Annotated in this window: 22 protein-coding genes and 3 pseudogenes; 16 read left to right on the top strand and 9 right to left on the bottom strand. The window is 67.2% G+C overall.

The window, feature by feature from the left end; genetic code table 11:
* Window positions 1-109: 109 nt before the first annotated feature.
* Both OG219_RS43175 and OG219_RS43170 read left to right on the top strand, forming a co-directional pair.
* Window positions 110-1,237 (top strand): acyl-CoA dehydrogenase family protein, encoded by a 1,128-nt coding sequence (locus tag OG219_RS43175; RefSeq protein ID WP_266836462.1) that lies wholly within the window; start codon window positions 110-112, stop codon window positions 1,235-1,237.
* 12 nt (window positions 1,238-1,249) lie between these two features.
* A complete protein-coding gene (locus OG219_RS43170; protein ID WP_266836460.1) occupies window positions 1,250-2,044 on the top strand; it encodes an SDR family NAD(P)-dependent oxidoreductase in 795 nt (264 codons plus the stop codon).
* A 155-nt stretch (window positions 2,045-2,199) separates the two neighbouring features.
* Here the strand turns inward: OG219_RS43170 and OG219_RS43165 are convergent, their stop codons facing one another.
* Complete coding sequence (locus tag OG219_RS43165) at window positions 2,200-3,264, bottom strand: hypothetical protein (protein WP_266836458.1); 1,065 nt, start codon at window positions 3,262-3,264, stop codon at window positions 2,200-2,202.
* Between the two features lie 401 nt (window positions 3,265-3,665).
* On the opposite strand from OG219_RS43165, the gene OG219_RS43160 reads away from it, so the two are divergent.
* The 4 genes from OG219_RS43160 to OG219_RS43145 all read left to right on the top strand — a co-directional run bounded on the left by OG219_RS43160 (window position 3,666) and on the right by OG219_RS43145 (window position 7,606).
* Window positions 3,666-4,484: an SAM-dependent methyltransferase gene (locus tag OG219_RS43160; protein ID WP_266836456.1), complete on the top strand. Its 819-nt coding sequence runs from the start codon at window positions 3,666-3,668 to the stop codon at window positions 4,482-4,484.
* Window positions 4,485-5,070: 586 nt separating this feature from the next.
* Window positions 5,071-6,135 carry an LLM class flavin-dependent oxidoreductase gene (locus OG219_RS43155; RefSeq protein WP_266836454.1) on the top strand — a complete coding sequence of 355 codons (1,065 nt, stop codon included), beginning with the start codon at window positions 5,071-5,073 and terminating at the stop codon, window positions 6,133-6,135.
* 433 nt (window positions 6,136-6,568) lie between these two features.
* Window positions 6,569-6,847, top strand: coding sequence for a hypothetical protein (locus tag OG219_RS43150; protein ID WP_266836452.1), 279 nt, complete (start codon window positions 6,569-6,571; stop codon window positions 6,845-6,847).
* Window positions 6,848-7,111: 264 nt separating this feature from the next.
* Window positions 7,112-7,606: a hypothetical protein gene (locus tag OG219_RS43145; protein WP_266836451.1), complete on the top strand. Its 495-nt coding sequence runs from the start codon at window positions 7,112-7,114 to the stop codon at window positions 7,604-7,606.
* Between the two features lie 3 nt (window positions 7,607-7,609).
* Here OG219_RS43145 and OG219_RS43140 read toward each other — a convergent pair whose 3' ends face one another.
* From OG219_RS43140 to OG219_RS43130, 3 genes are all read right to left on the bottom strand, one after another.
* On the bottom strand, window positions 7,610-8,137 hold the full coding sequence (locus tag OG219_RS43140) for a transposase (RefSeq protein WP_266837894.1): 528 nt from the start codon (window positions 8,135-8,137) through the stop codon (window positions 7,610-7,612).
* A complete protein-coding gene (locus OG219_RS43135) occupies window positions 8,134-8,673 on the bottom strand; it encodes a winged helix-turn-helix domain-containing protein (RefSeq protein ID WP_266836450.1) in 540 nt (179 codons plus the stop codon). The genes OG219_RS43140 and OG219_RS43135 overlap by 4 nt, the downstream gene beginning before the upstream one ends.
* 664 nt (window positions 8,674-9,337) lie before the next feature.
* Window positions 9,338-9,730, bottom strand: a complete 393-nt coding sequence (locus tag OG219_RS43130) for a helix-turn-helix domain-containing protein (RefSeq protein ID WP_266836449.1) — start codon at window positions 9,728-9,730, stop codon at window positions 9,338-9,340.
* Between the two features lie 106 nt (window positions 9,731-9,836).
* On the opposite strand from OG219_RS43130, the gene OG219_RS43125 reads away from it, so the two are divergent.
* Complete coding sequence (locus tag OG219_RS43125) at window positions 9,837-10,673, top strand: enoyl-CoA hydratase/isomerase family protein (protein WP_266836448.1); 837 nt, start codon at window positions 9,837-9,839, stop codon at window positions 10,671-10,673.
* A 135-nt stretch (window positions 10,674-10,808) separates the two neighbouring features.
* Here the strand turns inward: OG219_RS43125 and OG219_RS43120 are convergent, their stop codons facing one another.
* Complete coding sequence (locus OG219_RS43120; RefSeq protein ID WP_266836447.1) at window positions 10,809-12,323, bottom strand: alpha/beta fold hydrolase; 1,515 nt, start codon at window positions 12,321-12,323, stop codon at window positions 10,809-10,811.
* Window positions 12,324-13,132: 809 nt separating this feature from the next.
* On the opposite strand from OG219_RS43120, the pseudogene OG219_RS43115 reads away from it, so the two are divergent.
* Window positions 13,133-13,267 (top strand): annotated as a pseudogene (locus tag OG219_RS43115) (CGNR zinc finger domain-containing protein); the annotation flags it as partial.
* A gap of 20 nt (window positions 13,268-13,287) precedes the next feature.
* Window positions 13,288-14,352, top strand: a complete 1,065-nt coding sequence (locus tag OG219_RS43110; RefSeq protein WP_266836446.1) for a class I SAM-dependent methyltransferase — start codon at window positions 13,288-13,290, stop codon at window positions 14,350-14,352.
* A gap of 108 nt (window positions 14,353-14,460) precedes the next feature.
* Here OG219_RS43110 and OG219_RS43105 read toward each other — a convergent pair.
* Both OG219_RS43105 and OG219_RS43100 read right to left on the bottom strand, forming a co-directional pair.
* Window positions 14,461-14,640: pseudogene (locus OG219_RS43105) on the bottom strand (response regulator transcription factor); the annotation flags it as partial.
* Between the two features lie 109 nt (window positions 14,641-14,749).
* Window positions 14,750-15,061: a hypothetical protein gene (locus OG219_RS43100; protein WP_266836445.1), complete on the bottom strand. Its 312-nt coding sequence runs from the start codon at window positions 15,059-15,061 to the stop codon at window positions 14,750-14,752.
* Window positions 15,062-15,712: 651 nt separating this feature from the next.
* On the opposite strand from OG219_RS43100, the gene OG219_RS43095 reads away from it, so the two are divergent.
* The 3 genes from OG219_RS43095 (at window position 15,713) to OG219_RS43085 (ending at window position 18,550) form a co-directional block, all read left to right on the top strand.
* Window positions 15,713-16,294: a YdeI family protein gene (locus OG219_RS43095; protein WP_266836444.1), complete on the top strand. Its 582-nt coding sequence runs from the start codon at window positions 15,713-15,715 to the stop codon at window positions 16,292-16,294.
* 218 nt (window positions 16,295-16,512) lie between these two features.
* A complete protein-coding gene (locus OG219_RS43090) occupies window positions 16,513-17,463 on the top strand; it encodes an alpha/beta fold hydrolase (protein ID WP_266836443.1) in 951 nt (316 codons plus the stop codon).
* A 268-nt stretch (window positions 17,464-17,731) separates the two neighbouring features.
* Window positions 17,732-18,550: an IS5 family transposase gene (locus OG219_RS43085; protein ID WP_266836442.1), complete on the top strand. Its 819-nt coding sequence runs from the start codon at window positions 17,732-17,734 to the stop codon at window positions 18,548-18,550.
* Here the strand turns inward: OG219_RS43085 and OG219_RS43080 are convergent.
* The gene (locus tag OG219_RS43080; protein ID WP_266836441.1) at window positions 18,519-18,749 is read right to left on the bottom strand and encodes a hypothetical protein; all 231 of its coding nucleotides are present in this window, start codon (window positions 18,747-18,749) and stop codon (window positions 18,519-18,521) included. The two genes, OG219_RS43085 and OG219_RS43080, sit on opposite strands and share 32 nt — an antisense overlap.
* Window positions 18,750-18,978: 229 nt before the next feature.
* Between OG219_RS43080 and istA the strand changes: the two are divergent.
* The 3 genes and pseudogenes from istA to OG219_RS43065 all read left to right on the top strand — a co-directional run bounded on the left by istA (window position 18,979) and on the right by OG219_RS43065 (window position 22,388).
* Window positions 18,979-20,552 (top strand): annotated as a pseudogene (gene istA, locus OG219_RS43075) (IS21 family transposase).
* Window positions 20,549-21,349, top strand: coding sequence for an IS21-like element helper ATPase IstB (istB, locus tag OG219_RS43070; protein ID WP_266836440.1), 801 nt, complete (start codon window positions 20,549-20,551; stop codon window positions 21,347-21,349). Before istA ends, istB begins: the two are co-directional and overlap by 4 nt.
* 49 nt (window positions 21,350-21,398) lie before the next feature.
* Window positions 21,399-22,388 carry a dipeptidase gene (locus OG219_RS43065; RefSeq protein ID WP_266837892.1) on the top strand — a complete coding sequence of 330 codons (990 nt, stop codon included), beginning with the start codon at window positions 21,399-21,401 and terminating at the stop codon, window positions 22,386-22,388.
* Window positions 22,389-22,485: 97 nt separating this feature from the next.
* Here the strand turns inward: OG219_RS43065 and OG219_RS43060 are convergent, their stop codons facing one another.
* Window positions 22,486-22,731, bottom strand: a complete 246-nt coding sequence (locus OG219_RS43060) for a hypothetical protein (protein ID WP_266836439.1) — start codon at window positions 22,729-22,731, stop codon at window positions 22,486-22,488.
* Window positions 22,732-23,357: 626 nt separating this feature from the next.
* On the opposite strand from OG219_RS43060, the gene OG219_RS43055 reads away from it, so the two are divergent.
* On the top strand, window positions 23,358-24,455 hold the full coding sequence (locus tag OG219_RS43055; RefSeq protein WP_266837890.1) for a serine hydrolase: 1,098 nt from the start codon (window positions 23,358-23,360) through the stop codon (window positions 24,453-24,455).
* Window positions 24,456-24,772 lie beyond the last annotated feature (317 nt).

Raw genomic sequence — 24,772 nt, 5'->3', positions numbered from 1 at the left:
GAGAAAAGGAACAGACGTGGGCACCTTAACCTCAACAACCTCAACCTCCGATCCTGGACGTCGACCTGGCACGCCCGGCGTCCTCGCCCCTCTGGAAGCGGCACGGTCGTTGATCCCCCTCCTCGCCGACGAAGCCCCCCGTACGGAGAGCGGCCGCAGGCTCACGGACGCGAGCGTGACCGCTCTGCGGCGGGCCGGCCTCTTCCGGCTGGGCACACCCGCGGCATGTGGCGGCCTCGGCGCGGACATCCGTACCGCCGTGGACGTTTGCGAGGAACTGGCGCACGGGTGCGCGGCCAGTTCCTGGATCGTGGGAATCGCCTACGGCGGCAACCTCTTCGCCTCCCAACTCGCGCAAGACGAGCGCGCCGCCCTCTGGAAGCACGACCCGGACACCATCGTCTGCGGCACGGCCAACCCGTCCGGGACAGCAGAGCGGGCGGACAACGGCTGGATACTGAAAGGCAGTTGGCCCTGGATATCCGGCATCCACCACGCGCAGTGGACCCTGCTCGGCTTTACCTGGACGAACAACGAGGGCGAAACAGAGCGGGGCATGGCGCTGTTCCCCACATCCGCTCTGACCATCGATGACGTATGGCAGGTCGCGGGAATGAGGGGGAGTGGAAGCAACACGGCGGTGGCGGAGGACGTGTACGTGCCGGAATCCCGGACCATTTCCCTCACCGACATGGCGAACGGCACCTACCGTCGACGCCATCCCGACGAGGCGCGGATCACCTTCCACCTCTCCATCAACCTGCCTCTCGTGGCGACCGCGGTGGGGATCGCCGCAGAGGTACTGCAGCGGGTCGTGACGGCCGCGGCCCAGGGGAAGCGGGCGGTCTCACCACTGCATCACCTGGTCGCCGAAGCCCCTGCCCATCAGTTGAACGTGGCGGACGCCGCGACGCTGATCGACACTGCACGCCTCCATCTCGGCCGCGCCGCCGACGAGGTGGACAGGGAGGCCCGCGCCGGCCGCCGTCCCGAGCTCCGCGACCGGGCCCGCCTGCGCATGGACGCCGCCCACGCCATGCGGTGCGCTCGCGACGCCGTGAGTCTGCTGCTCGATACCGCCGGTGCGGGCAGCTTCGCGGACGGCTCCGTACTGCAGAGGGCGTGGCGCGATATCGAGATGGCGACGCGCCACGCGGCTTTCAGCATCCAGACGAGCAGGGAGATCTACGGCCGTGCCCTCCTGGGCGCCCCGCTACCCACAAGTCCGGTCATCTGAGAGGAGTCGACCATGCGCGAGACGACAGCCGATGGCGCGATTACGGCCACCGCCGCGCACAGGTCCGGATCGCCGCGGGTGGCACTGGTCACCGGCGCGGGGCGCGGCCTCGGGGCGGCGATCGCCACGCGACTGCACCAGCAGGGACTGCGGGTGGCCCTGCTCGACCGCGACGGCGACTCCGCGACCGAGGTGGCCCGAGGACTCGACCCCGACATGGGCACCACGCTGGCACTCCCGGTCGATGTGGACGATGTCGCCGCGATGGATGCCGCGGTGCGGAAGGTCACCGCTGCGTGGCGGGCACCTGACGTACTGGTCAACAACGCCGCCCGCACCGTGCCGGGATCCGTATGGGACATCGCTCTGGACGAGTGGGATGCCGTGATGGCGACCAACCTGCGCAGTGTCCTCGCTCTGACTCGCCTGTGCGCGTTGCCGATGCGGCAACGCGGGTGGGGACGCGTGATCAACCTCGCCTCCCTCGCGGGCCAGCAGGGCGGCACACTCGCCGGCGCCCACTACTCCGCCGCCAAAGCCGGCGTACTGGTCCTCACCAAGGTGTTCGCCCGGGAACTGGCACCACACGGAGTGACCGTCAACGCCGTCGCGCCGGCATCCATCGAGACCCCCGCAGTGGCGGAACTCGGCGCGACCGCGGTATCCGAGGCGGCCAGGAACATCCCCGTCAAACGCCTCGGCCGCCCAACAGAGGTCGCCGCCCTAGTGGCCTACCTGGCAAGCGAAGACGCCGGATACGTCACCGGCGCCACGTTCGACATCAACGGCGGAACCCACATGCGCTGACGTCGTGCGACACGGCTGCCACTCCCCGAGAAAGCTCCATCGATGTTGCCTGCTATCAGCTCGCGGCTCAGCTGAGAGAAGAAGGACAGGTCTGAAGCTTGCAGAGGACGCTGCACCGATCAGGCGACAACCAGTCCCAACGGCGGCACAACCGCTCATGCAGTCCAGAGACGTACCACGCTGTCGGCGAGCTGCAGGAACTGCTGGGCACCTGGGTGGTAGTGCGCGGGGGAGAAGCCGGGAACGGCGCCCAGAAGCTTCCCCTCGGCCGGATCCCATATAGACAGATCGGTGTCACCACAGCTGAACAGGTGGGTGCCATCGCTGAAGAAGCGCCCGGTCGGGCCTTCGAACGCAAGGAGTTCTACGGCCGTCGGATTCCGCGGCGGTTCACTCCGACCGGTGCGACTCGTATCGAAGATCCGTGCCCCGGGCCGCATGGCAACGTCGTGATCGCCGAGGCCCTCGACGGCGACCCGGGTCGAGTCGATCCAGGTCATGCCATGGTCCCAGTAGTCCGCCCGGTCGCAGAGACCGACCCGGCTCGGACCGTCCTCGGACTCCCAGACGTTGCCCTCGATCCACTGGTCGAGATCCCACACCGCGGGGATCCCGATCGGATGCCAGATCCAGCCGTCGTCCAGGATCCGCTTCCCGTCAGGGCTCACATACAGTGCGCCATGGAAGTAGTCGAGGTCGTGCTCCGGTACGGCTTCCGCGTCTGCAGGCGTGGGGAGCGAGCGATCAGTCAGCAAGACTCCCGTTTGCGCGTCCGACACATCCAGCCGGTTCCAGTCCGTGCGGTGGATCACGACGCAACGCCCACGACTTCGCGCGAACTCCAGTGAGAACGGAACTGTCTCTTCTTCATCACCCTGGTTGTCCAGAACCAGCGTCACCTCGCCGGTCCGGAGGTCGACCACCTCGCCGAACCGGCCGTAGTCGTTGACCACCGCGGCGAACATACCGTCGTGTGAGACATGCAGGCGCCTGCGGAGCAGGCGGCCATTCCATGGTTCGCGATCGGGTTCCGCCGGAACGGTGGTGACCCCGACAGTAAGGTGACTGCCGGCTGCCACGTCCCACCGGCTGATCGTGCCATCCTCGCTCAGCACCAGCCACACAGGCCGATTGCGATCACGCACCGGCGCCAGATCGGCAACAGCCCCCAACCGTGGTGGCGTTGAGATCTCGCCGACGGCGTCGCTGCTACCGATCATCGCCGCCCCCACTCCCCGAAACCGAACCGACAGCATATCGAGGCGTGACTCATGGCTGGCCTTGACCAGATCAACTGATCTCATCGAGATCCCACTACGACGCGTGTCACGCGAAGCAAGTCCCTGCCCCGCGACCGTGCAACCACTACTTGGATGCACGGGGTGCTGAAGGCTCTTCCACAGGTTCCCAAGGCGACCTCGCGCCGTACGAAGTGGCCGAGGAACTCCTCCCACTCCTCGCCGGCCGGCACTCTGAACTCTTCGGCTGGACGTAGGGCTCGACGGCGGGAGATGAAGGCCCGGTGGCCGTCCAGCCCTGTCGCCGGACGGAGTCGCTGTCCTCAACCCCTGCCGCTAGGTTGCTCCTTGACCGTCTATCGGCTTGCTCTGGAGGACATCCCGTGACTGAGGTTCCCGCCGTGTCGATCGAGGCGCGCAAGCGAATCAAGACCGACCAGCCGCACACGGCCCGGATCTGGAACTACTGGCTGGGCGGCAAGGACAACTACGAGGTCGATCAGCAAGCCGGGGACCAGATACGCCAGTTGCACCCGGGCATCGGCGATTACGCTCTCGCCGACCGGCTGTTCCTCGGGCGCGCGGTACGGTACCTCGCCGAGGAGCGCGGGATAAGGCAGTTCCTCGACATCGGCACCGGCCTGCCGACTGCGGACAACACGCACGAGGTCGCTCAGCGTGTCGCGCCGGAGTCCCGCATCGTCTATGCCGACAACGACCCCATCGTGCTGGCCCACGCTGAGGCCCTGCTGACGAGCACGCCGGAGGGGCGCACCGACTACCTCGACGAGGACCTGCGTAACGTCGACGCGATCATGGAGCAGGCGGCGCGCACACTGGACTTCAGCGAGCCCGTGGCGTTGATCCTGCTCGGCGTCGTCATCTTCATCGACGATGACGAGGAGGCGTACGCGATAGTGCGGCGTCTGATGGACGCGCTGCCCGACGGCAGCCACCTCGTCCTCTCGCACACCATCACCCGGCCGGACATGCCGGACGTCGACGCCGCGGTCGCCTTCTGGAACGAGCACGGCACACCGAAGCTGACCCAGCGCACCCCGGCCGCCATCGCCGGGTTCTTCGACGGGCTGGAACTCCTCGAACCAGGAGTCGTCTCCTGCAATCGCTGGCGCCCGGACGGCGGTGAAGCCGATCTGCCTGCCGAGGTAGCCATGTTCGGTGGCGTGGGACGCAAAGCCTGATCGTCTTCGGTTGGGGGAGGGGCGGGGGCCCGTATCCCGGCGCGGGCGCGCTCCAGACGCGGGGCCTTGGCCGCGAGCAGTGCGATCAACTCGTTCGCCCAACGCCGCACGGTGGCCGGCGGACACGTCGTGTCCGTCGGCCATGGCGGCCAGGCGCTGGTCGTGCCGCTGCACGGCCAGGGCGATCGCGGCGATCTTCCCTGGCGGCAGCGCTCGCCACCGCGACCGCATCGCCTTCAGATGGCGTCGGAGCAGGTCGGCGAGGTAGGTCAGGGTGCGCGTGGACGACGGCAGGTGGTACCGGTGGACCAGGGACACGGTGTCCCCGGCACGGTCTTTGGTTTTCGTCGCACGATCCCAACGGCCGCCGGTGACACCGCAGTTGCGCTCCGGACAGCCTCACAAGCTGTGGCACATCCTCTTTTCGCTGGTCGCTGAGCCATGAGATGCGGTGGTGATACTGCTTGCCGTTCGGCTGGTACCTCGAGAACGACCCTCTCGCCCACGCTGCCGGCCCCCGCGGGGCTGCCGCCGTTACCTGTCATGCTGAGCGAGTTCGAATCGATCCTCATATGTTGGAGGCTTGATGCGTGCTGGCGTCGTGGTCGCCGCGCACCCCGGCGTGGAAGAACTCGCCGTGCGGGCCGAGGAGTTGGGCTTGCACAGCATCTGGGTCAACGACACCCCGATGGTCCACGGAGACCCCTTCGTCGCCTTGAGCCTGTGTGCGAAGGCCACCCGTCGCATCCGGCTCGGCATCGGCGTGACCTCACCGGCGCTGCGCTCCGCCCCGGCCACCGCGAGCGGGCTCGCCAGCCTCAACGCCCTGGCACCGGGCCGGATCATCTGCGGGGTCGGCACCGGAAACACCGCCCGTCGCACCCTGGGCATGCGGCCGACCACAGCGGCCACGCTGGAGCACTTCACCACCGCGCTGCAGGACCTGTGCGCCGGACGGTCGACCGTGTACCGCGAAGGCGCCCGGGTCCGCGACATCCAGTTCCTGCACGCCGGGGCGCACGTGAACACCGCCGACCCGATCGAGTTCGTCGTGGCCGCGCTCGGACCCAAGGCCGCCGCCGTCGCCGGCCGCCGCAACACCGGACTCATCTCCTTCGGCCTGCTGGACCCCACCGCCTGGCACGCGCTGCACGACGCCCGCCGCCACGCCGCCCGAGACTCACCCCGCGACGCCGATTCCCACACGGACTCCTATGTGGTCACCTCGGTCCACCTACTCGGCGAGGGCGAGGACCCTTACGGCGACGCGGCCAGGGATGCGACGGGCCACCTCGTCCTGTCGCTGCTGGCCTTCGCCGCCGACACAGCCGCCGACATGCCTGCCTTCGCCGAGCAACTCGGCCTCGAGGAGCGCGAGGCAGTGCGGCGGCTCCTCGACCGGCGCGGCACCACCGCCACCGCGCCGGACCGGCACACCAAGCTCTACCCCAACTACCTTGGACGCATCGCACTGCGGGACCGGGATCTGGTTCTGCCCCCGCTGATGGACACCCTGGCCCTGGTCGGCACCCGCGACGACCTCCTCGCCCGCATCACCACCCTGGAGCAGGCCGGCATCGACGAACTCCTCATCCAGCCGGTGATCGACCCGCCCACCGAGATGGCTCAGCTCGCGAAACTCCTCGCCTGAGCGGACCCACCGACCCTAACTACCGATGCCGCAGCTCACCATGGCGCGTCATGAGGCTTCGACTTGCGGAATGAGGTAGGACAGCTGCTCAGGCAGCGCCCCGGGATCACGGGCGGGCGGTGACGAAGTCGCGCACCGTGGTGTACGGAAGCGTGCCCCGAACTCCTCCTCCAGCCGTGTACCGATCCGTTTCGCGGTGTGCCGCTGCTTGCACGGCGCCTCCAAATCGGCGCGGAGCCAGTCGTCGACCGTCTTGCAGCCGCATCTCGGCGCTTCGAGCCTCTGGTCTCCGAGATGCCGCCAGCCATTGCTGCCCAAGCTGTTGGCTACACCGCCCCGTGCGCCGAGCGACACGCCAAGGTCTCCGGAATGACCTGGGCGAACTACGTTCCCCGCCGACGCCCTGCTGGTGGCAGGGAGCGATGATGCTGCCATGCCAGACAAGCCGAAGCGCCCCCTCAGCGAGCTTCACCCGGGCGATCCCGTCCAAGCGACCATCACTAGCCACCAGCCATGGGGCCTCACGGCGAAACTCAACGAATACGAGTCGGCCGGCGCATCTCTGGATACCATCCGCCGCGGCAGCGAGCCAGGCGTGAGGCGACTGGCTCAGGACCTCCCGCCGGTGGGAACAACCATCGATCTGGTCGTCGGCGAAGTGCGCTCGTGGCACCACAAACCGTGGCTATGGGTGGATCTCACGAGCCCCTGACAGCTACACAGAAAACACCGCCAGCGCATCCCATTCGCGACAATTTGGTACGCGATGCCGTCAGGAGCATGCTAATCGGGTTGGCGCCGGATGTTGCTGTTCCGCGTCGTAGGTTCGGTCGTCCATCGGTGTTGCGAGTTGTCCGCCGACTGGCGGCCGTCCCGGGGCGGCCGCTACTGAACTTGAATGGGTGTTGTCGGGGCATGGTGAGCGTGGTGGTACCCCGAGCCGCTCCGCGTGTGGCTGTCGCGTCAGGATGAGGACATGACCGAGAGTGAATCGGATCTGCTGGCGTTGCTGCGTGAGCTCGATGATCCGGAGTGGCTGGAGTGGCCGCAGCACTACAACCGCGGTGAGACCGCAGCCCTCTTCGGCGGTCTGGTGACCCGGCTCGAAGGTGACTTCGCAGCTCGCTGCACGGCTGAGCAGGACACTCCGGACTCCAGCGAGTACGGACGTGTCGTCGTGCCCGGGGACGCGACCGTATGCGGAACCCGGATCGTCATCTGTGTGAGCAAGTTCGGCTCACTGGCTCTGGTCTGCGCGGACAACCCCGGCGCCTTCCTTGGGACGGAGGACGCCCAGGCTGAGGGCGAGCTGGACGACGCCGACCTTGCCAAGGCTAAACGAGCGTTGGTCGAGATCGGCTATGTGGTGGTTGCCGAGGAGCTGTTGGAGCTCGACTACGACGGGCCGAGCCGGCTGCCCTGGCACGTTCATCGGCCCAGTTGGTGGCATCGCTTCTTCGGCATCTTCTGACGATCACGCCGACAGCGTCAGGCCGGTACCCGCCAGGCAGCCGTCGATCACCTCCGGCCGGTACTGCAGCATCTTGAGCTTGCGCTTCACGGCCCGGGTGACCCGGCCGAGGTCAGCGGCGGCAAGGTTGCCAATGTCGCGTTTGACCAGGGACCAGATGCCCTCCTGCGGGTTGAGGTCCGGAGCGTATGTCGGTAGCTGGAACACGGTGAGCCAGTGGGCGTTGGCCTCGAGGAACTCCCGCAGTGGCGCGACCAGATGCATGCGCAGGTCGTCCCACACCAGCACGATCGGACCGCCGAGCTGGGCATGGGCGCGGAGGGCCAGATCGCGATAGTCCTTCCAGCCGAAGCCCTTCGGTTCGTCCTTGCGCCCCCGGCACTCGCGGATCGCGTAGATCAGACGGGACTGCTGACCGGAGTTGTAGCAGGTCATGCCCGCCATCGACACCCGGCCCGATCCCCGTCCGCGGACCCGGACGACCGGGGTGCTGCCCCTGCGGCCCCAGGTCCTGGCACGCGGCGGCGTCATCGACTGGCCGGCTTCGTCTTCGAAGACCGCCCAGGCTCCGTTCGCCGCCGCGGTGCTCTTACTCGCGGCCACACCTCCCGCTTCCACAGCTCCACTGCATCGTCGTCACGCTCGATCGCCCGCCGGGCGGGTTGCTGCCACGACCAGCCGTTCCGTCGCAGCAACCGCCACGTGCCCTCCACCGTGTATGAGACGTGGCACAACCGGTCGATCAGCGTTTTCACCCGGGCCAGGGTCCACCGCTGATCGGACCACCCGTGTGCCAGCGGGCCGCGTTCCAACTCTCGCTCCAGCCTGGCCATCTGCGCGTCGAACAGTCGGGGTCGGCCAGGTGACCCCTTGGAAGCCACCCTGGCCTGGCCGTCCTCGCGCCACTGGCGTCGCCAGCGTTCCACCGACCGCTCCGAGACCTGCAACGCGGCAGCGATCTCCCTGTTCTTCTCCCCGCCCCGGAAGCAAGCCACGGCCTGGAGCCAGACTTGCTCCCGCGCAGTCCTCTCGGCGTCGGTCAAGCCGCCACCCTGCGAATATCTCACCGCACCAGGACTACTGAAGCCACCTGCTCGCTGTCCGAGGTACAGCCCGACATCACCCGATCAAGTTCAGTAGCGAGGGGGAGTCAGGACACCACGACGTTGACCGCTTGATCGACGATGTCTCCGGGGGGCGGTGACCGTGAGCGGGCCTTCTTGGTTGACGACGCAGTTGTCCCCGGCTCCCCGGGTGGTGTAGAGCGACTGGCCGCGGCAGAAGTTGATCTGCGTGCCGGTATCGACGTTCACGGCCTGGAATCGGATCGGCGTGCCGGGCGGAACGCCGTTCCCGCCCAGGCGGAAGGTGTCGCCGCCGAAGGTGTGGAAGGTCGGGACGCCGAGGCTCTGGTCCCAGTTGTAGCCGGAGAAGTAGATCTTGCCGGGCTTAGGACTCCCAACGAAATGATCTTAGAGGTGGTTGGATCAATTGGGGAACGGTGATCTGGGGGGCGGGGTGGCTCGGCCGAAGGTGTGGGAAGTCGACGACGAACTGGGGTCGGTGATCGAGCCGCTGCGGATCAGGACCGGACCACCATGGTGACCACGCCCACGGCCGACGTCGGCTCTCGGGCAGCGCTCACCCTGCTCGTCCAGACCACGCTCTCCATCCGCATCAGACCAGGGGCCCAGCCTCGGATGACATGTCTATGGGTGATTGAGCAGGCGGCTATGTGTCAGTCCTGCTGGCGTACGCCCGCTGGCAATTCTGGATTTCCTCGCTGTGCTCGACCGTCCAGTTGTAAAGATGCCCGAAAGGCTCGCGCAGGGACTCGCCCAGCGCCGTGAGCGAGTACTCGACGCCGACCGGTGAGGTCGGCAGTACCTTCCGCTGGATCATGCCGTTCCGCTCAAGACGGCGCAGCGTCTGAGTGAGGACACGCTGCGTCACACCTTCCAAGCGGCGTTTCAGCTCATTGAACCGCATCGGCCGCTCCAGAAGCGCCATGACCATCATCGACCACTTGTCTGCTATCTGGTCGAGGATCGGCCGGGTGGGGCAGTCCGCCCGGAAAACGATGTGTGTTCCCGCGTCAAGGCCGTGCGGGGCGGTATCCCTCATGATCCTTGGTTCTCCCAGAGTGCGTTCTTGACGGTCCCAGAGGCGTCGCCGACGGTAGGTATGCATTGCAAACCTACACACCTATCGGTAACTGACGGAGAGCCTCTTGACCACCAATGTCTACTCGACTCTGCACGTGAGCATCGAAGACGGCGTCGCCCGGATCGTCCTCGACAACCCGCCGGTGAACGTGCTCGACGCGACGATGATGCGCGAGCTCCGTACGGCGCTGGACGCCTTGAGGGGCGATTCATCGGTCCGGGTGATCGTCTTCTCCAGCGCCAACCCGGAGTTCTTCCTCGCTCATGTGGACATGCGGATCGGGGAGAGGATGGACGTTCTGGAGCAGCTCGCTGCGTCGGCGCCGACGGACGTCAACGTGTTCCAGGCCGTAGGCGAGGTCCTCCGACATCAGCCCCAGGTGACCATCGTGAAGCTCGCCGGGAAGACCCGCGGAGGCGGGGCGGAATTCGTAGCCGCAGCGGACATGGCATTCGCCGCTGCCGAGACCGCCGGAATCGGCCAGATCGAAGCGCTCATGGGCATCGTCCCCGGCGGAGGCGGAACGCAGTACCTCCGTGACCGCGTGGGCCGCAACCGTGCACTGGAGGTGGTTCTCACCGCAGACCTGTTCGATGCCGAGACCGCAGCGTCTTACGGCTGGATCAACCGGGCTCTGCCAGCCGACCAACTCGATGAGTACGTCGACCGTATCGCCCGCAATATCGCTGCCCTGCCCGATGGTGTCATCGAAGCGGCCAAGCGCGCATTGCCCGCCGAACACATCACGGACGGACTCCTCCGCGAGAACGAGGCGTGGGCCACTCAGATTGCTTTGCCCGCTGTTCAGCAATTGATAGGCCGAGGACTGCGCAACGGGGCGCAGACACCCACAGGTGAACGCGCCCTCGAGGAACTGATGCGCAGTGCCATGCGCCGGTGAGCCAGAACCAGTATCTGGCGCCGAGGCAACCGCGCGGGTAGGTGGCGCGATCCCGCAGCTCCCTGGAGCTGAGTCGCGCGGGGGAGCGGACCCGACCGGGTCGTCACTGCCGGCCGGGCCCGTTCGGGGAGCGTCTCAGCCGGTCGGCGTGGGCAGCGGCGAGGCCGCGCACTCAAGATCGGCCTGGCGGCCCGGGACGCGGGTCGGCAGTGTGCCGGTGGTGAGGTAGGCGGCGATCGTCGCGTCCACGCAGGTGTTGCTGCCCGGCGTGGCGCCGTTGCTGGTGCCGCCCGGGACGCTGACGAGCGACGAGTGCGGGAACAGCGACCGGACTTGGAGGCTGCTCTCGAACGGCGTTGCCGCGTCGAGCGTTTCGTCGATCAGCAGCGCGCCGGCCACTTTTGAGCCGTCCACCTTCACGGGGGTTCCGGCCTCGGCGCCCCAAGTCCGGCAGGGCGCGTTGAACCAGGTGTTGCCCCAAGTGGTGGTCGGCGCCAGTGCCGCGGTGGCCTGGGTGTCGGCCTGCCATCTGGCCCAGTCCGACGGCCAAGGCGCGTCCGTGCACACCTCGGCGAGCAGGGCCGCGTAGGTGTTGTCGTTGCCGTACTGCATGAGCTGGTCGAACAGTGCCTTGAGCGTCACGCCGTCGCCGCCGTGCACCCAGCCGGAGAACGCCGACCCGAGGAAGGGCCAACTCGCCTGGAAGTAGGGGGACACCAGGAAGATGTCGATCCACTCGTCGGGGCCTATCGCCCCGTCGGCCGGCGCGGCGGTCACCGCGGCGAGCTGGTCCTCCCACTGCTGGGTCACGGCCTCGGTCGTGGCGCCGAGGTGGTAGACGTCGTCGTGCGAGGCGAGCCAGGCGAACCAGAGCTCCAGGTTGTCCTGCATCTGGACGTTCTGGTCGAAGTTGGCGGCGTTGTACCAGACGCGTGTCGGATCGACGTTGCTGTCGAGCACCATCCGGCGGACCTGTCGCGGGTGCAGGGTGGCGTAGACCTGGGCGATGTAGGTGCCGTAGGAGTGTGCGTAGATGTTGAGTTGCCCGGCCCCGAGCGCGGTGCGGATGGCCTCCATGTCCGCGGCGGTGTCGGTTGCCTTCATGTGGTCGAGCAGCGCCGACTGGCTGCCGGTGTCGCATGCCTGGGCGTAGCCCTCGGTCCGGTCCAGCCACGCCTGCTCCTCGGCGGCAGACGCGGGCTCGTACGCCGGCCGGTCATAGCCGAAGTAGCCGGGTTCGCAGGACAGCGCGGGTGCGCTCGGGGACAGGCCGCGCCGGGCGAATCCCACCCAGTCGTAGGCGGCGCCCGCGTTCTCGGGCAGCAGGGCGCCCTGCAGCGGGTCGGTGTACCCGGAGCCGCCCAGCGGGTTGGGGGCGGCGAGCACCACGCCCTGGTACTCGCCGTCCGGCACGGTGTGCCGGATCCGCGACAGTGCCAGGGTGATCTGGGTGCCGGCAGGCTGGGCGTGGTCGAGGGGGACCCGGAGCGTGCCGCACTCGGCGCCGGCCTGGGCCAGCGTCGTATCCGTGCAGGTGCTCCAAGCGATGGTGGAGGTGGGCCGTGCGGGGGTCGCGGCGGCGGAGGGAACCGTCGGTACGGTTAACAGCAGGAAGGTGCTTGTGGCGACAGCGGTCAGCAATCGTCTCACCTGAGAATCTCCTCACCATGGGGGGCGGAGGTGACTCTGCCAGGCGGGGTGCGACGGACAGGGGATCTTGACCATCCCTTTTAAAATGAAAACGGTTACCGTCTTGCTTTGTGGTTCCTGTGAGCCCTTGTGAACGTCGGCGCTCTCTGCTCGGCGCGGGCGATGCGAGAAGGCAGAGCAAGGAGGGGCTGATGTGCCAGGCAGGAACCTGTAGCGGGGATATCCGAGGAGCCGTAGCGACCGGAGGGTCTGAAGAGACGCGCGTCAGTTCTACAGAATCGGATCATCGTCGCAACGTCCCGCCCGCTGGTTGTCCAGCGGCTCCCGGGTGATGGCTTCGGCGCCGGTTTCGATGGCTTCCTGGACTGCCTGGCAGACCAGGTGGGACCACGGCCTCGTATGGCCGCTGGTGCGTTCGTGCAGGTGGGCGGCGAGCTTGAGGAGGTCACCGGGGGCATGGTGGTGCAGCCGCAGGTCCTGGTCGAAAACTTGATGACTTCGTGCCAGACGTCGTAGGCGTCGGGACTGCAGGGGATCGGGTTGACCGCGAGAGTTGGAATGCCATCTGGGGGCGCCGCGGCCCGTTTGCCGCGACGAGCGGCGTTGACGATGTCACGGGCACCGGGGCCGCAAGAGGCGAAGGAGACGCTGAACTCGCTGGCGAGGTAGCCGAAGGCCGCCTTCAGTTCAGAATTCTCCAGCCGGTCGATGCCGTCGACGAGCACCAGGCGAGCGCCGCGGTCTTCATCATGCGGCCGACGGGACCGGTCATGTCGGTGCAGCGCTGACCGCCTTTCTGGAAACCGACCGCCTGCACCGTGCCCCGCTGCGTCCGGTATTTCGTGAAGGTCCACGGCTGTCAGGAGTTCTGCCAGCCGTCGTGCGGCAACCGGGCCCGGGCCGCCCGCTTTTACCACCGTCAACGCGCAGACAGCGGGCGTTGATCGCCGCTACGCTGCGGCGTGTGACCGCTTCCCCCCTGCCGGAGACGGACCCTGTCGCCGCGCGGCGTCCCCAGTACCTCGCCGACATCGCGGCCGGACTGGACCGCTTATACGAACCTCGTCGCACCGACTGCCCCTGGTGCGGCAGCGCCCGGCTGTCGACCCGGCTGCGCACCGTGGACCTGTTGCAGCACAAGCCGGGCCGGTTCGAACTGGCCGAATGCCTCGACTGCCGACACACCTTCCAGAACCCTCGGCTGAGCCTGGCCGGGCTGGAGTTCTACTACCGGGACTGCTACGACGGTCTCGGCGAGCAGCAGATGGCCGCCATGTTCGAGGGCAACGCCGCCGGGCTCAAGGACCGGGCCTCGCTGCTCACCCAGCATCACCAGCCCAAGCGCTGGCTGGACGTCGGTACCGGGCACGGCCACTTCTGCAAGGCAGCCGCGGAGATCTTGCCCGACACCGAGTTCCACGGCCTCGACATGAGCGCCGGCGTCGAGCTGGCCCAGGAGCATGGCTGGATCACGCGCGGATTCCGGGGTAACTTCCCGGAGATGACCGCGGAACTGACCGGGAACTACGACGTGCTCAGCATGTTCCACTACTTGGAGCACACCCTCGCCCCGAAGGCTGAGCTGGCCGCCGCGGCCGCCGTCCTGTCGCCCGGCGGGTACCTCGTCATCGAACTGCCCGATCCCGAGTGCAGGTGGGGCCGCATCCTCGGCCGCTACTGGATGCCCTGGCTCCAGCCCCAGCACCTGAACCTGATGCCCATCGCCAACCTGAAGAAGGCGGCCGAGGACGTCGGCTTCGCCGTGGTGGAGGAACAGCGGTCCGAGCCGCACGGCGGCATGGACATGGTCGCCGCCTTCGCGTTGTGGGCCAACTGGATCGTCGGCGGCAACGACGTGCCGTGGCACCCCAAGCCGCCGAGTCCGCTGCGCAAGTTCGCGCGCAAGGCCAGCATGGTCATCTCGGTGCCACTGATGGTGCTCGCGTTCCTCGGCGACAAGCTTTTCGCACCGTACGGCCGAAAGCACGGCTACTCCAACGCCTACCGCGTGCTCCTGACCCGGAACTAGCGCCCGGGATCCGGGCGCTGCTGTTGTGCACGGGAAGGACGCCTTACCCGCGTTGAGTGCAGGTAAGGCGTCCTTCCCTGCACGACGAGGGGGCGGGGGACGAGTGGGTCAGTCGAGCAAGCCGGTTCGGACGGCGTGCAAGGCCGCTTGCGTCCGGTCCTGCACGCCGAGCTTGGACAGGGTCGCGCTGACGTGCGTCTTGACGGTCTTTTCCGACAGGACAAGGGATTTGGCGATCTCACGGTTGGAGCGGCCGTGGGCCAGCTCGGCGAGGACCTCGCGTTCGCGGCCGGCCTTGCGCTCGGCCGCCCGCGACTGAGCCTCCAGCTGCTCGGGACGGATCTCATGCTCACGCTTTCAGTTGCGGTTCAAGCGCCAGAACGCGAACTTGAACTGCTCAGGACCGCACCGATTTCCGTTCCGGCCCCGCTTGCTGGTGTCCGAAAACTGCGTCGCCTGGGCCATTCCTGCCCACCCCCTCTCTGCTGGATCTTGTCTTGACGCGCGCCGGCCGGTCCAGAGCGTGGTTGATCGCGGAGTGCTTGATCGAGCGTGGGCCGACGTTCGCCTGCGGCAGCCCAGCGCGCCGGGCTACGGAGCGGAACGCGCGCCACTGTGAGGGCTCGTCGAGCGTGCCGCTGGTGCTGGTGCTGGTGCTGGTGCTGGTGATGAGGATGTAGCCATCGGTGCGGTCGCCGATCAGAGTCATGATCGCGTCGTGGACCAGCAGCGGGCCGCCTTCTTGACCTAGAAGGCTTCCGCTTTCCGAACGTGATCGTGTGGTTCGAGGTTGGTGGGCGTGAACTCCGCCTGTGGGTGGGAGAGATGGGGTGGTTCGTCTGCTCGTCTTGTCCGTGGAGGTGGCTGTGCCGTCGGTGCTCGGAGTGCTGGAGGCCCGGGAGAAGAAGTCTTCATGCGCCGACGCCGCGGCGATCACCCGATCTAGCACCCAGTTCGACTGACCACACCCATCGACCGGTATGCGGAAGCCTTCTCAGAGACAGGAGCGGCAGCGGGGTGGGTGTCCACCGCGGTGGACACCCACCCCGCCACGGGAGTGGCACTGCCGCCCAATGGTCACCAGTCCACCGATACTCCAGGGCGGCGTCCCGAAGGCCCCTTGTGGGAGTCGAATCGCCCCAAGCACATCTGTGTCGGTCGCCGCCTTGGCTAGACCCTGCGGTCGGTTCGCCGACCCGCTACGGCAACATCCCAAGCCAGCTCAAGCAGTTCATCAACTCGACGGGTGACCTGAGGCAAGCAGGGGCGAAGCTCGCCAAGTAGTGAACCGTTCAGGTCGCCTGAGCGGGCCGCTTGAGTAGGTCACCATCTGTCCTATATAGCCTCTAGTCTGCGGTTTATGCAGAAACACGAGGACGGCGTCGAGATCCTTGTCCCCGCGAGCCCGGCCGAGCTGGAGGCGTGGCTCGAAGAGCATCACGGGGAGAAGGCCGCGCTCTGGGTGAAGATCGCCAAGAAGCATACCGGCATCTCGTCGCTCACCTGGGAAGAGATGGTCGACACGGTGCTCTGCTTTGGCTGGATCGACGGTCAGCGGCGAGGCTTCGACGACTCGTACTTTCTGCAGCGCACGACACCCCGCCGCCCCCGCTCCGCCTGGTCGCAGGTGAACGTCGACAAGGCCGAGGCCCTGATCGCGGCAGGCCGGATGCGCCCCCGCGGCCTGGCCGAGGTCGAGGCGGCGCGGGCGGACGGCCGCTGGGAGACGGCATACACCTCGCAGAAGAACGCCACCGCACCACCGGATCTCATCGAAGCCCTCGACGCGAACCCTGCAGCGCGGGTGTTCTACGACACGCTCGGCAAGTCCGACCAGTTCGCCCTGTACCTCGGTCTGGTCACCGCCCGTACCGAGAAGACGCGGCTGGCCCGCTTGGAGCGGATGGTGGCGTCGATGGCAAGGTCCGAGCGGCCATCATGATCGACCGCTCGGTCAACGCGCAGATCAAGGGCATCAAGGCCCGCGGAGGCTTATAGGGAGCCCCAAGAAGGCGCTGTCACGAAGCGCAACCGTCGTCTCGCGTTCAGACTTTCATTCCGCACAGGGTTTCCCGCGCAAAGAGTTCGTGATTCAACAGCCCGAACTCTTCGGGAACTTCACCTAAGCCCAATCACCCCGAAAGGCAATAAGGAAACACGATGACCAATTCTAGCGATTTCTCCAAGCCCACCATTGTTCCGGTCAACGGCGTGGAACTCGAAGTCTTCGAAGCAGGACGAGAAAACAAGGGAAAGCCCATCGTGCTCTGCCACGGCTGGCCTGAGCACGCGTACTCCTGGCGTCATCTGATGCCCGTCCTCGCCGAAGCCGGCTACCACGTCATCGCACCGAACCAGCGGGGTTACGGCAACTCATCCCGCCCGGCCGAAGTGACCGACTACGATATCGAGCACCTGTCGGGCGACCTCGTCGCGCTCCTCGACCACTACGGATACGAAGACGCCACCTTCGTCGGCCATGACTGGGGTGCGTTCGTCGTCTGGGGACTGACCCTGCTGCACCCCAACCGTGTGAACAAGGTGATCAACCTGTCCTTGCCTTACCAGGTGCGCGGTGAAACGCCGTGGATCGAGGTCATGGAACAGTTCCTCGGCGGCGACTTCTACTTCGTCCACTTCAATCGACAGCCGGGCGTTGCGGACGCCGTGTTCGATGCGAACACAAGCCAGTTTCTCCGCAACCTCTACCGGAAGAACGTTCCCCCGGCGCCCCCTGAGCCGGGCATGGCGTTTATCAACCTCGCCCTAGCGGAAGCACCGCTTGGTGAGCCTGTCATGAGCGACAGCGACCTGGCCGTCTACATCTCCGGGTTCGAAACGTCGGGATTCACGGGCGGCATCAACTGGTACCGGAACCTCGACCGCAACTGGCACCAGCTGGCGGACGTGGACCCGATCATCCAGCAGCCCGCCCTCATGATCTACGGCGACCGGGACCTTGGGGTCCCGAGGTCCGAAACCCTGACAGAGTTCGTGCCCAACGTGGAAGTTGTCGGCCTGGACTGCGGGCACTGGATCCAGGAGGAAATGCCTGAGGAAACAAACCAGCTGATTACCAAATGGCTGGAACAGCAGGATGCCACCGTCTGAGAAGGCTTCCGCATACCGGTCGATGGGTGTGGTCAGTCGAACTGGGTGCTGGATCGGGTGATCGCTGCGGCGTCGGCGCATGAAGACAGGGCCCCTCGGTAGCTCGGGGTCGCGAAGCCACTCGAACACCCAGGAGACCCTGTTGTCGCAGTCTTGCGTGACCACGGCTGTCGCGTCCAACTCCCGCGTGTCGCCGTGCGATTGTCTCGCGCACCGGTTCGGAAACGCCGCGGACCGGACGGACCGGACCTCGTGCTACGGCTCCGATATGAGCGAGTCGGAGTGGCAGGTCGTCCGGCCGTTGCTGCCGGTTCCGGCCTGGCTCCAGGGCCAGGGCGGGCGGCCGGAGGGGTACTGCCATCGCGTGATGTTGGATGAGGTCCGCTATGTCGTGGACAACGTGGTGAAGTGGGTCAACCTGCCTGCGGACTTCCCGCCGTTGAGGCGGGTGCATGTCTTCGCCCGCCGCTGGCAGGCCACCGGCCTGCTGGCCGAATTCCATGACCGGCTACGCGACCGCGTACGCGTCAGGGAGGGCCGTTCGGTGGATCCTTCGGCTGCGATCGTGGACTCGCAGTCGGTGCGGGCCGCGGCGAACATCCCGCGCGCGACGTCGGGCTGGGACGGCGGCAAGCGGGTGGGCGGGCGCAAGCGGCATGTGGTGGTGGACTGTCTCGGCCTGGTCCTGACGGTGCTGGTGAGTGCGGCGAGCGTGCAGGATCGCGACGCCGGCATCGGGCTGCTGGCGCGGCTGCGTGAGCAGTATTTCTCGATCCGTCTCGTCTGGGCGGACGGCGGCTATGCCTGCCGTCTGGTCGACTTCGCCCGCTCAGAGCTCCAGCTCACCCTCGACATCGTCCGCCGCACCGACGACACCACCGGGTTCGTGGTGCTGCCGCGACGGTGGGTGGTGGAGAGAACGCTGAGCTGGCTGATGCGCTCGCGTCGTCTGGTGCGTGACTACGAGACGCTGCCCGCGATGCACGAGGCGATGGTGCTGTGGTCGATGACCATGCTCATGAGCAGCCGGCTCGCCGAACGCCGCGGCAACGCCTTCATCCCGCGGCAGCTGACTCCGTCGTCATAGCGGAGACGAATACGTTCGGCCGCACCTCGGTGACCCACCCGCGGGCAGCCAGCCGCTTGACCCGCGAGCGCACTCCCTCGACCCGGGTCGGTGTCGCCTCCCACCGCAGCCCGGCCAGGATCTGCTTCACCCGCATCCCACCGGCCGCCTCCGGCACAACGAGGACCCGCAGGATCTGCTGGTATTCGGGCGCGAGCACCTCAACGACGGCATTCCCACCCCTGGCTTTATCGGCGAGTCCTGACACCGGTTGTCGATCGGCGGCGACACCGCCCAGTGTTGACGGAAAGTGATATCGCCGAGTTTTGATACCACTTGGGTGCTTGCGGTGGGAGGCTGGTGGTGCTCTGCGTGGTGAGGGGGCGCCGGTGCCACCGAAGTCCAAGGTCGATCTGTACGCGGCGATCCGCCGTGATGTCCGGGCCGGGATGTCGAACCGGGCCGTGCAGCGCAAGTACGGGGTGGGCTTCCGGACGGTGAAGGCGGCTGTGGAGTCCGTCTGGCCGGAGCCGCGCAAGCAGCTGCCACCCCGCAAGACGCGGCTGGATGCGTTCAAGCCGGTGATCGACCAGATGCTGCGGGCGGATCTGGACGCGCCGCGCAAGCAGCGGCACACCGTCAAGCGGATCTTCGACCGGCTGCTGGACGAGCACGGCGCGGTGGAGGTGACCTATCCGATGGTGCGGGCCTATGTCGCTGTTCGCCGCCCGCAGATCCGGATCGAGGCGGGACGCGGTCCGCTGAACGCGTTCATCCCGCAGACCCACCTGCCGGGGGCAGAGGCCGAGGTCGACTTCGGGGACGTGACGATCCGTCTGGCCGGCGAGCAGGTCAAGGTGTTCCTGTTCGCGATGCGCCTGTCGTATTCCGGCAAGGCGGTGCACCGCATCTTCGCCTCGTGCGGCCAGGAGGCGTTCTTCGAAGGCCACGTCCACGCTCTCAGCATGCTGGGCGGCGTCCCCTGCGGCAAGGTGCGCTATGACAACCTGCGGGCCGCGGTCGCCCGGGTGCTGGGCCTGTCGAGAGCGAGAGTGGAGAACGAGCGCTGGACTGCGTTCCGTTCGCACTACGGCATCGAAAGCATGTACTGCCGCCCAGGACTCGAAGGGGCCCATGAGAAGGGCGGAGTGGAAGGCCAGATCGGCTGGTTCAGGCGCAACCACCTGGTCCCCGTCCCGGAAGTCGCCTCCCTCGCCGAACTCAACGCGATGGTCGAGCAATGGGACGCCGAGGACGACGACCGCCGCATCCGGTCGCGGCCCAGGACGATCGGCGAGTACTTCGGCGTCGAACGCCCGCTGCTGCGGCCACTGCCGGACGAGCCGTTCGAGACCGCCGACTGTTCAGCCTGCGGGTGGACCGGTACGCGCAGGTCAGCGTCCGCACGAACCGCTACTCGGTGCCCGTGGGGTTGATCGGCCGCACCGTCCGGGTGATGCTGCACGCTTCCGAGGTCGTCGTCTACGACGGGCGCAAGGAAGTCGCCCGGCACGAACGGCTGATCGCCAAGGGCCAGTCCCGCCTGGAACTGGACCACTACCTGGAGGCCCTGGTCCGCAAGCCCGGAGCTTTCCCCGGCGCGACCGCGCTGGAACAGGCCCGCTCCGCGGGCAAGTTCACCCCCGTCCACGACGCGTGGTGGGCAGCGGCCTGCAAGGCCCACGGCGACCGGGACGGTACCCGCGCTCTGATCGAGGTCCTGCTGCTGGGCCGGCACCTTCACCACGAATACCTGGTGACCGGCCTCGCCGCCGCCCTGCGGGCCGGCGCATTGACCGCGGACGCGGTCGCCCTGGAGGCACGCAAGGCCGCCGAAGCCGACGAGGCACCACCCGCCACGGCAGATCCGCAGCCGGACCGGGCGAGTGTGACGTTCCTGACCGAACGGCGGCTGGCCCACCTGCCGCCCGACAACCGGCCGCTGCCGTCGGTCGCGGCCTACGACCAGCTGCTGCGACCGCGGCGGCCGGACCGATCCGCCGTCGAGGGAGACAGGCCATGACGACGTTCAAACGCCACCGCGGGCTGACCGAACAGGCCGCTGACGCCGCCGTCGACCAGGCATGCCGCATGCTGCGGCTGCCCACCATTCGGGCCCAGTTCCCCGAACTGGCCGAAGCAGCCGCCCGTGACCAGATGTCGTATCGCGGCTTCCTCGCCGAGCTGCTAATGGCCGAGTGCGACGACCGGGCCCGCCGCCGCTCGGAACGGCGGATCAAGGCCGCCGCCTTCCCCCGTGAGAAATCGCTGCGGGCCTTCGACTTCGAGGCCAACCCCAGCGTCGACCCGGCGGTCATCCACACCCTGGCGACCTGCGAGTGGGTCAAGAAGGGCCTGCCGCTCTGCCTGATCGGCGACTCGGGCACCGGCAAGTCCCACCTGCTGATCGCACTGGGCACCGAGGCCGCGATGGCCGGCTACCGGGTCCGCTACACGCTCGCCACCAAACTCGTCAACGAACTGGTCGAGGCCGCGGACGAGAAGGTGCTGACCAAGACCATCGCCCGCTACGGCCGCGTCGATCTTTTGTGCATCGATGAGCTGGGCTATATGGAGCTGGACCGCAGGGGCGCTGAGCTGCTGTTCCAGGTGCTGACGGAGCGGGAGGAGAAGAACAGTGTCGCCATCGCCTCGAACGAGAGTTTCAGCGGCTGGACCAAGACCTTCACCGACCCCCGCCTTTGCGCGGCCATCGTCGACCGGCTCACCTTCGGCGGCAACCTGATCCAGACCGGCACCGACTCCTACCGCCTCGCCATCACCCAAGCCCGGGCCGCAGCACAGAACTCAGCCAGCTAACCTCACCAGGCGTGGGTGCCGAGCCTGGAACCGATGAGGTACGGGCATGATGCGTACTGTGTCGAAAGAATCTTCAGGACCGCGCCGCCCGCCCTTGCTGTGGGAGCAGCACTGCTGCCTGCCCTTGGAGAGACGCGCAGATGTCGGCGAACTGGCCCGCTACCGCAGGCCCGGGGGCAGCTTCGTTTCGGTGAACGTGGGCTATGCCCCCCACAGCGCTGATGACGTCAACGGCCTGATCGCAAGCTGGCGGGAGCGGATCGCCACGGATCACCGTTTGCGGCTGGCTGTGAACCTCGACGACATCGAGGCCGCTGGGCGCGCGGGTGACGTCGCGGTGGCCTTTGACCTGGAGGATTCCGGTCCGCTCGATGGGCAGTTGGACCGAGTGCGCCACTTCTACGATCTCGGCGTCCGTACGATGCTGCCGAGCTACAACAACCGCAACGCGGCCGGCGGCGGTTGCCTGGACGAGGTCGACGAGGGGCTCACCACCTACGGCCGGGCGCTGATACGGGAGATGAACGCCGTCGGCATGGTGGCAGACGGATCCCACTGCGGCGCCCGTACCGGGCTGGACATGTGCGAGGTCTCCGAGAATCCGGTGATCTACAGCCACTCCTGCATGCGCTCGGTGTGGGACCACCCCCGCAACATCACCGACGAACAGGCCAAGGAATGCGCCGCCACGGGCGGGGTCATCGGCATCACCGGTGTCGGGATCTTCCTCGGCCCCAACGACGCCACCATCGACGCGCTGGTACGGCACATCGACTACGCCGTCGACCTCGTCGGTCCGGAACACGTCGGAGTGTCGACCGACTACCCGTTCGACCACGAAGACTTCAACGCGATGCTCGAACAGAGCCCGGAGCTGTTCCCCGACTGCTACACCCGCTGGGGGCCGATCAACTTCATGCCCCCGGAAGGCCTGCTGACCGTCGAAGACGCACTTCTTGCCCGGGGATACCCCGACAACGCCGTCGCCGCGATCCTGGGCGGCAACTTCCGCCGCGTCGCCGAACTGGTGTGGCAGTAGCACGACCAGCAGCCGGTGTCAGTTCTCATCGACATTTCCTGGCCCTGTGATCACCAAGTGCTGTCCAAACTCGGTGATAAGTGGTGTCGCCTGTCAGTTACGAAGCCACACCCCGGTGCGGAACGGTCGAGCCCGCTACCGCACCAGAGGTCAGCTCGCCGCCCTGACCTGCCTGTTCACCCAGCACCTCGGCCACCGTCTCCCGGGCGCCGGCCAGCCTCACCAGGGCGCCTTCCGCCGCCACGAGCGCGGCCTGCACCCGCTCGGCCTCCTCCCGCAGCCGGGCCACCTCCTCACGGACCTTCTTCTCCCGGGCCTCCAGCATTCCGAGCACCGACGGCACAGCCACCTCCACGGACAAGACGAGCAGACGAACCGCCCCATCTCTCCCACCCACAGGCGGAGTTCACGCCCACCAACCTCGAACCACACGATCACGTTCGGAAAGCGGAAGCCTTCTAATAGTCGCCCTTGACCTGGATCTCCAGGACGTAGTGGCCGGCGTTGTTGCCAAGGCGTTCGATCCGTGCGCCGAGCGCGGCCTCAATCCGCAGGCACGTCCCATCTAAGTTCTGGCGTACGTTCAGGTAGCAGTGCAGCCGTAGGCCGCGACTGCGGGATCGCGGGTCGCGGCTTCCTGGTTCGTGTGGTGCGTCGTCGTGGTTGGTCGTGGCGCGGTGAGTGGTTGTTGGTTGGGTTACGCGGTGGCGTCGTCGTAGCGGTGATCTCCGCCGTGGCCAGTCCCGGCTCTGCCGTGTGTGCTCTGTTGATCGGCCTTATGAGCGGTGTCGCCTGTGTGCGGCTGTGGGCCGGTTGGAGCAGGGCCGCGCGCAGGTTCCTGGTCGGCGGGTGAAGCTGGACGTCCCACCGTGCTCACGTATCAGGAGTCCTTCCGTGTTGGTGCCCAGTTCCTCGCGGGTCTGCCTGCCCTTTGTTGTTCTGCTGGCCGCTGCCTGCATCGCCGGGCCGGTGCATGCCTCGGCCCGAGCCGCGGATGTCCCCGGTGATGACAGCCGCGAGCTGAGACAGCAGTTGCAGGAACTGACCACTGCGCCCGGCGGACCGCCTGGAGCGATTGCCGTCCTCAAACGCGGGTCCCGCAGCGAGGTCTTTCGGGCCGGTGTTGCCGAAACGGGCACCGGCCGTCCGGTCGAAGCCACCGACCACATGCGTATCGCCAGTACGGCCAAGGCGTACACCGGCGCGGTCTCCCTCCAGCTTGTCGACCGCGGGAAGCTACGTCTGAACGACACCGTCGGCAAGGTGCTTCCCCGGCTGCCGCGTGCATGGCATCGGGTTACGCTGCGGCAGCTCCTGAACCACACGAGCGGACTGCCGGACTTCAGCGCGGCCCCGGAGTTCCTGGCCCTGGTGACCGAAAACCCGCGCCGCCACTTCGACTCCCGCCGACTGCTGGACTTCGTGGCCGACGAGCCGTTGGGGTTCCGTCCGGGATCCCGGTATGCCTACTCCAACTCCGACAACATCGCCGTGGCACTGATGGCGGAGGCGGTGACGGGCCGCCGCTACGAAGATCTGCTCGCCCAGCTCGTGTACCGGCCGTTGGATCTGCGCAGCACCAGCCTGCCGCAGGGTTATCGGATGCCCGAGCCGTACATGCACGGCTACGACGTCACGCCGCCGGACCCGCCCGAGGACATCAGCGAGGTATTGAGTGCGTCGGGTGTGTGGGCATCGGGCGGGATCATCTCGACACCGGAGGACATGACGGCCTTCATCCGCGGCTACGCCGGCGGAAAGCTGGTCTCCGACCGGACACGCCGTCAGCAGCTGAAGTGGGTGGACGGCGCATCCGAACCCGCGGGTCCCGGCACGAACAACGCCGGTCTGGCCATCTTCCGGTACACCACCCGCTGCGGGGTGGTGTACGGCCATACAGGCAACTTCCCCGGCTACACGCAGCTGGTCGCAGCCACCCCGGATGGCAAGCGGTCGCTGACCGTCTCCCTCACCACCCAGGTCAACAAGACGAACAAGCCGGAACTGCTGGAGCGGCTGCGGGCCGTGGAGGAGAACTTCGTCTGCGCGCTGTTGCGTAGGCAGTAGGCAGCAAGCAGGACGCGGGCGGAACTGCAAGGCCGGTGGGCGCAGAAGGCGGTTGGGTGCGCTTGCTGACGGTCTGCGGGGCGTCTTCGAAGCTCTCGCCCTCGCGCCACGCTGCGGACGCGGACACTACGGGGCGCCTTGCCCAGACCTCTCCTCGAGATTCCCCGAAAGGGATCGGATGGTGGGGGTGGTGGGCTGGGTGGTTCGGGGTGGGCCCCTTCGTGGCGGTGCGGTGCGAGCTGTGGGGGCGTTGCCGTGAACCGTCCGTCCGGTATATTTTCTGGCTGTCGGTGGGGGTGGGGGTGGTTGGCGGTCCT

The organism is Streptomyces sp. NBC_00038, assembly GCF_026343635.1.
Classification (GTDB): Bacteria; Actinomycetota; Actinomycetes; order Streptomycetales; family Streptomycetaceae; genus Streptomyces.
This window is presented reverse-complemented; position numbering and strand designations above follow the sequence as displayed.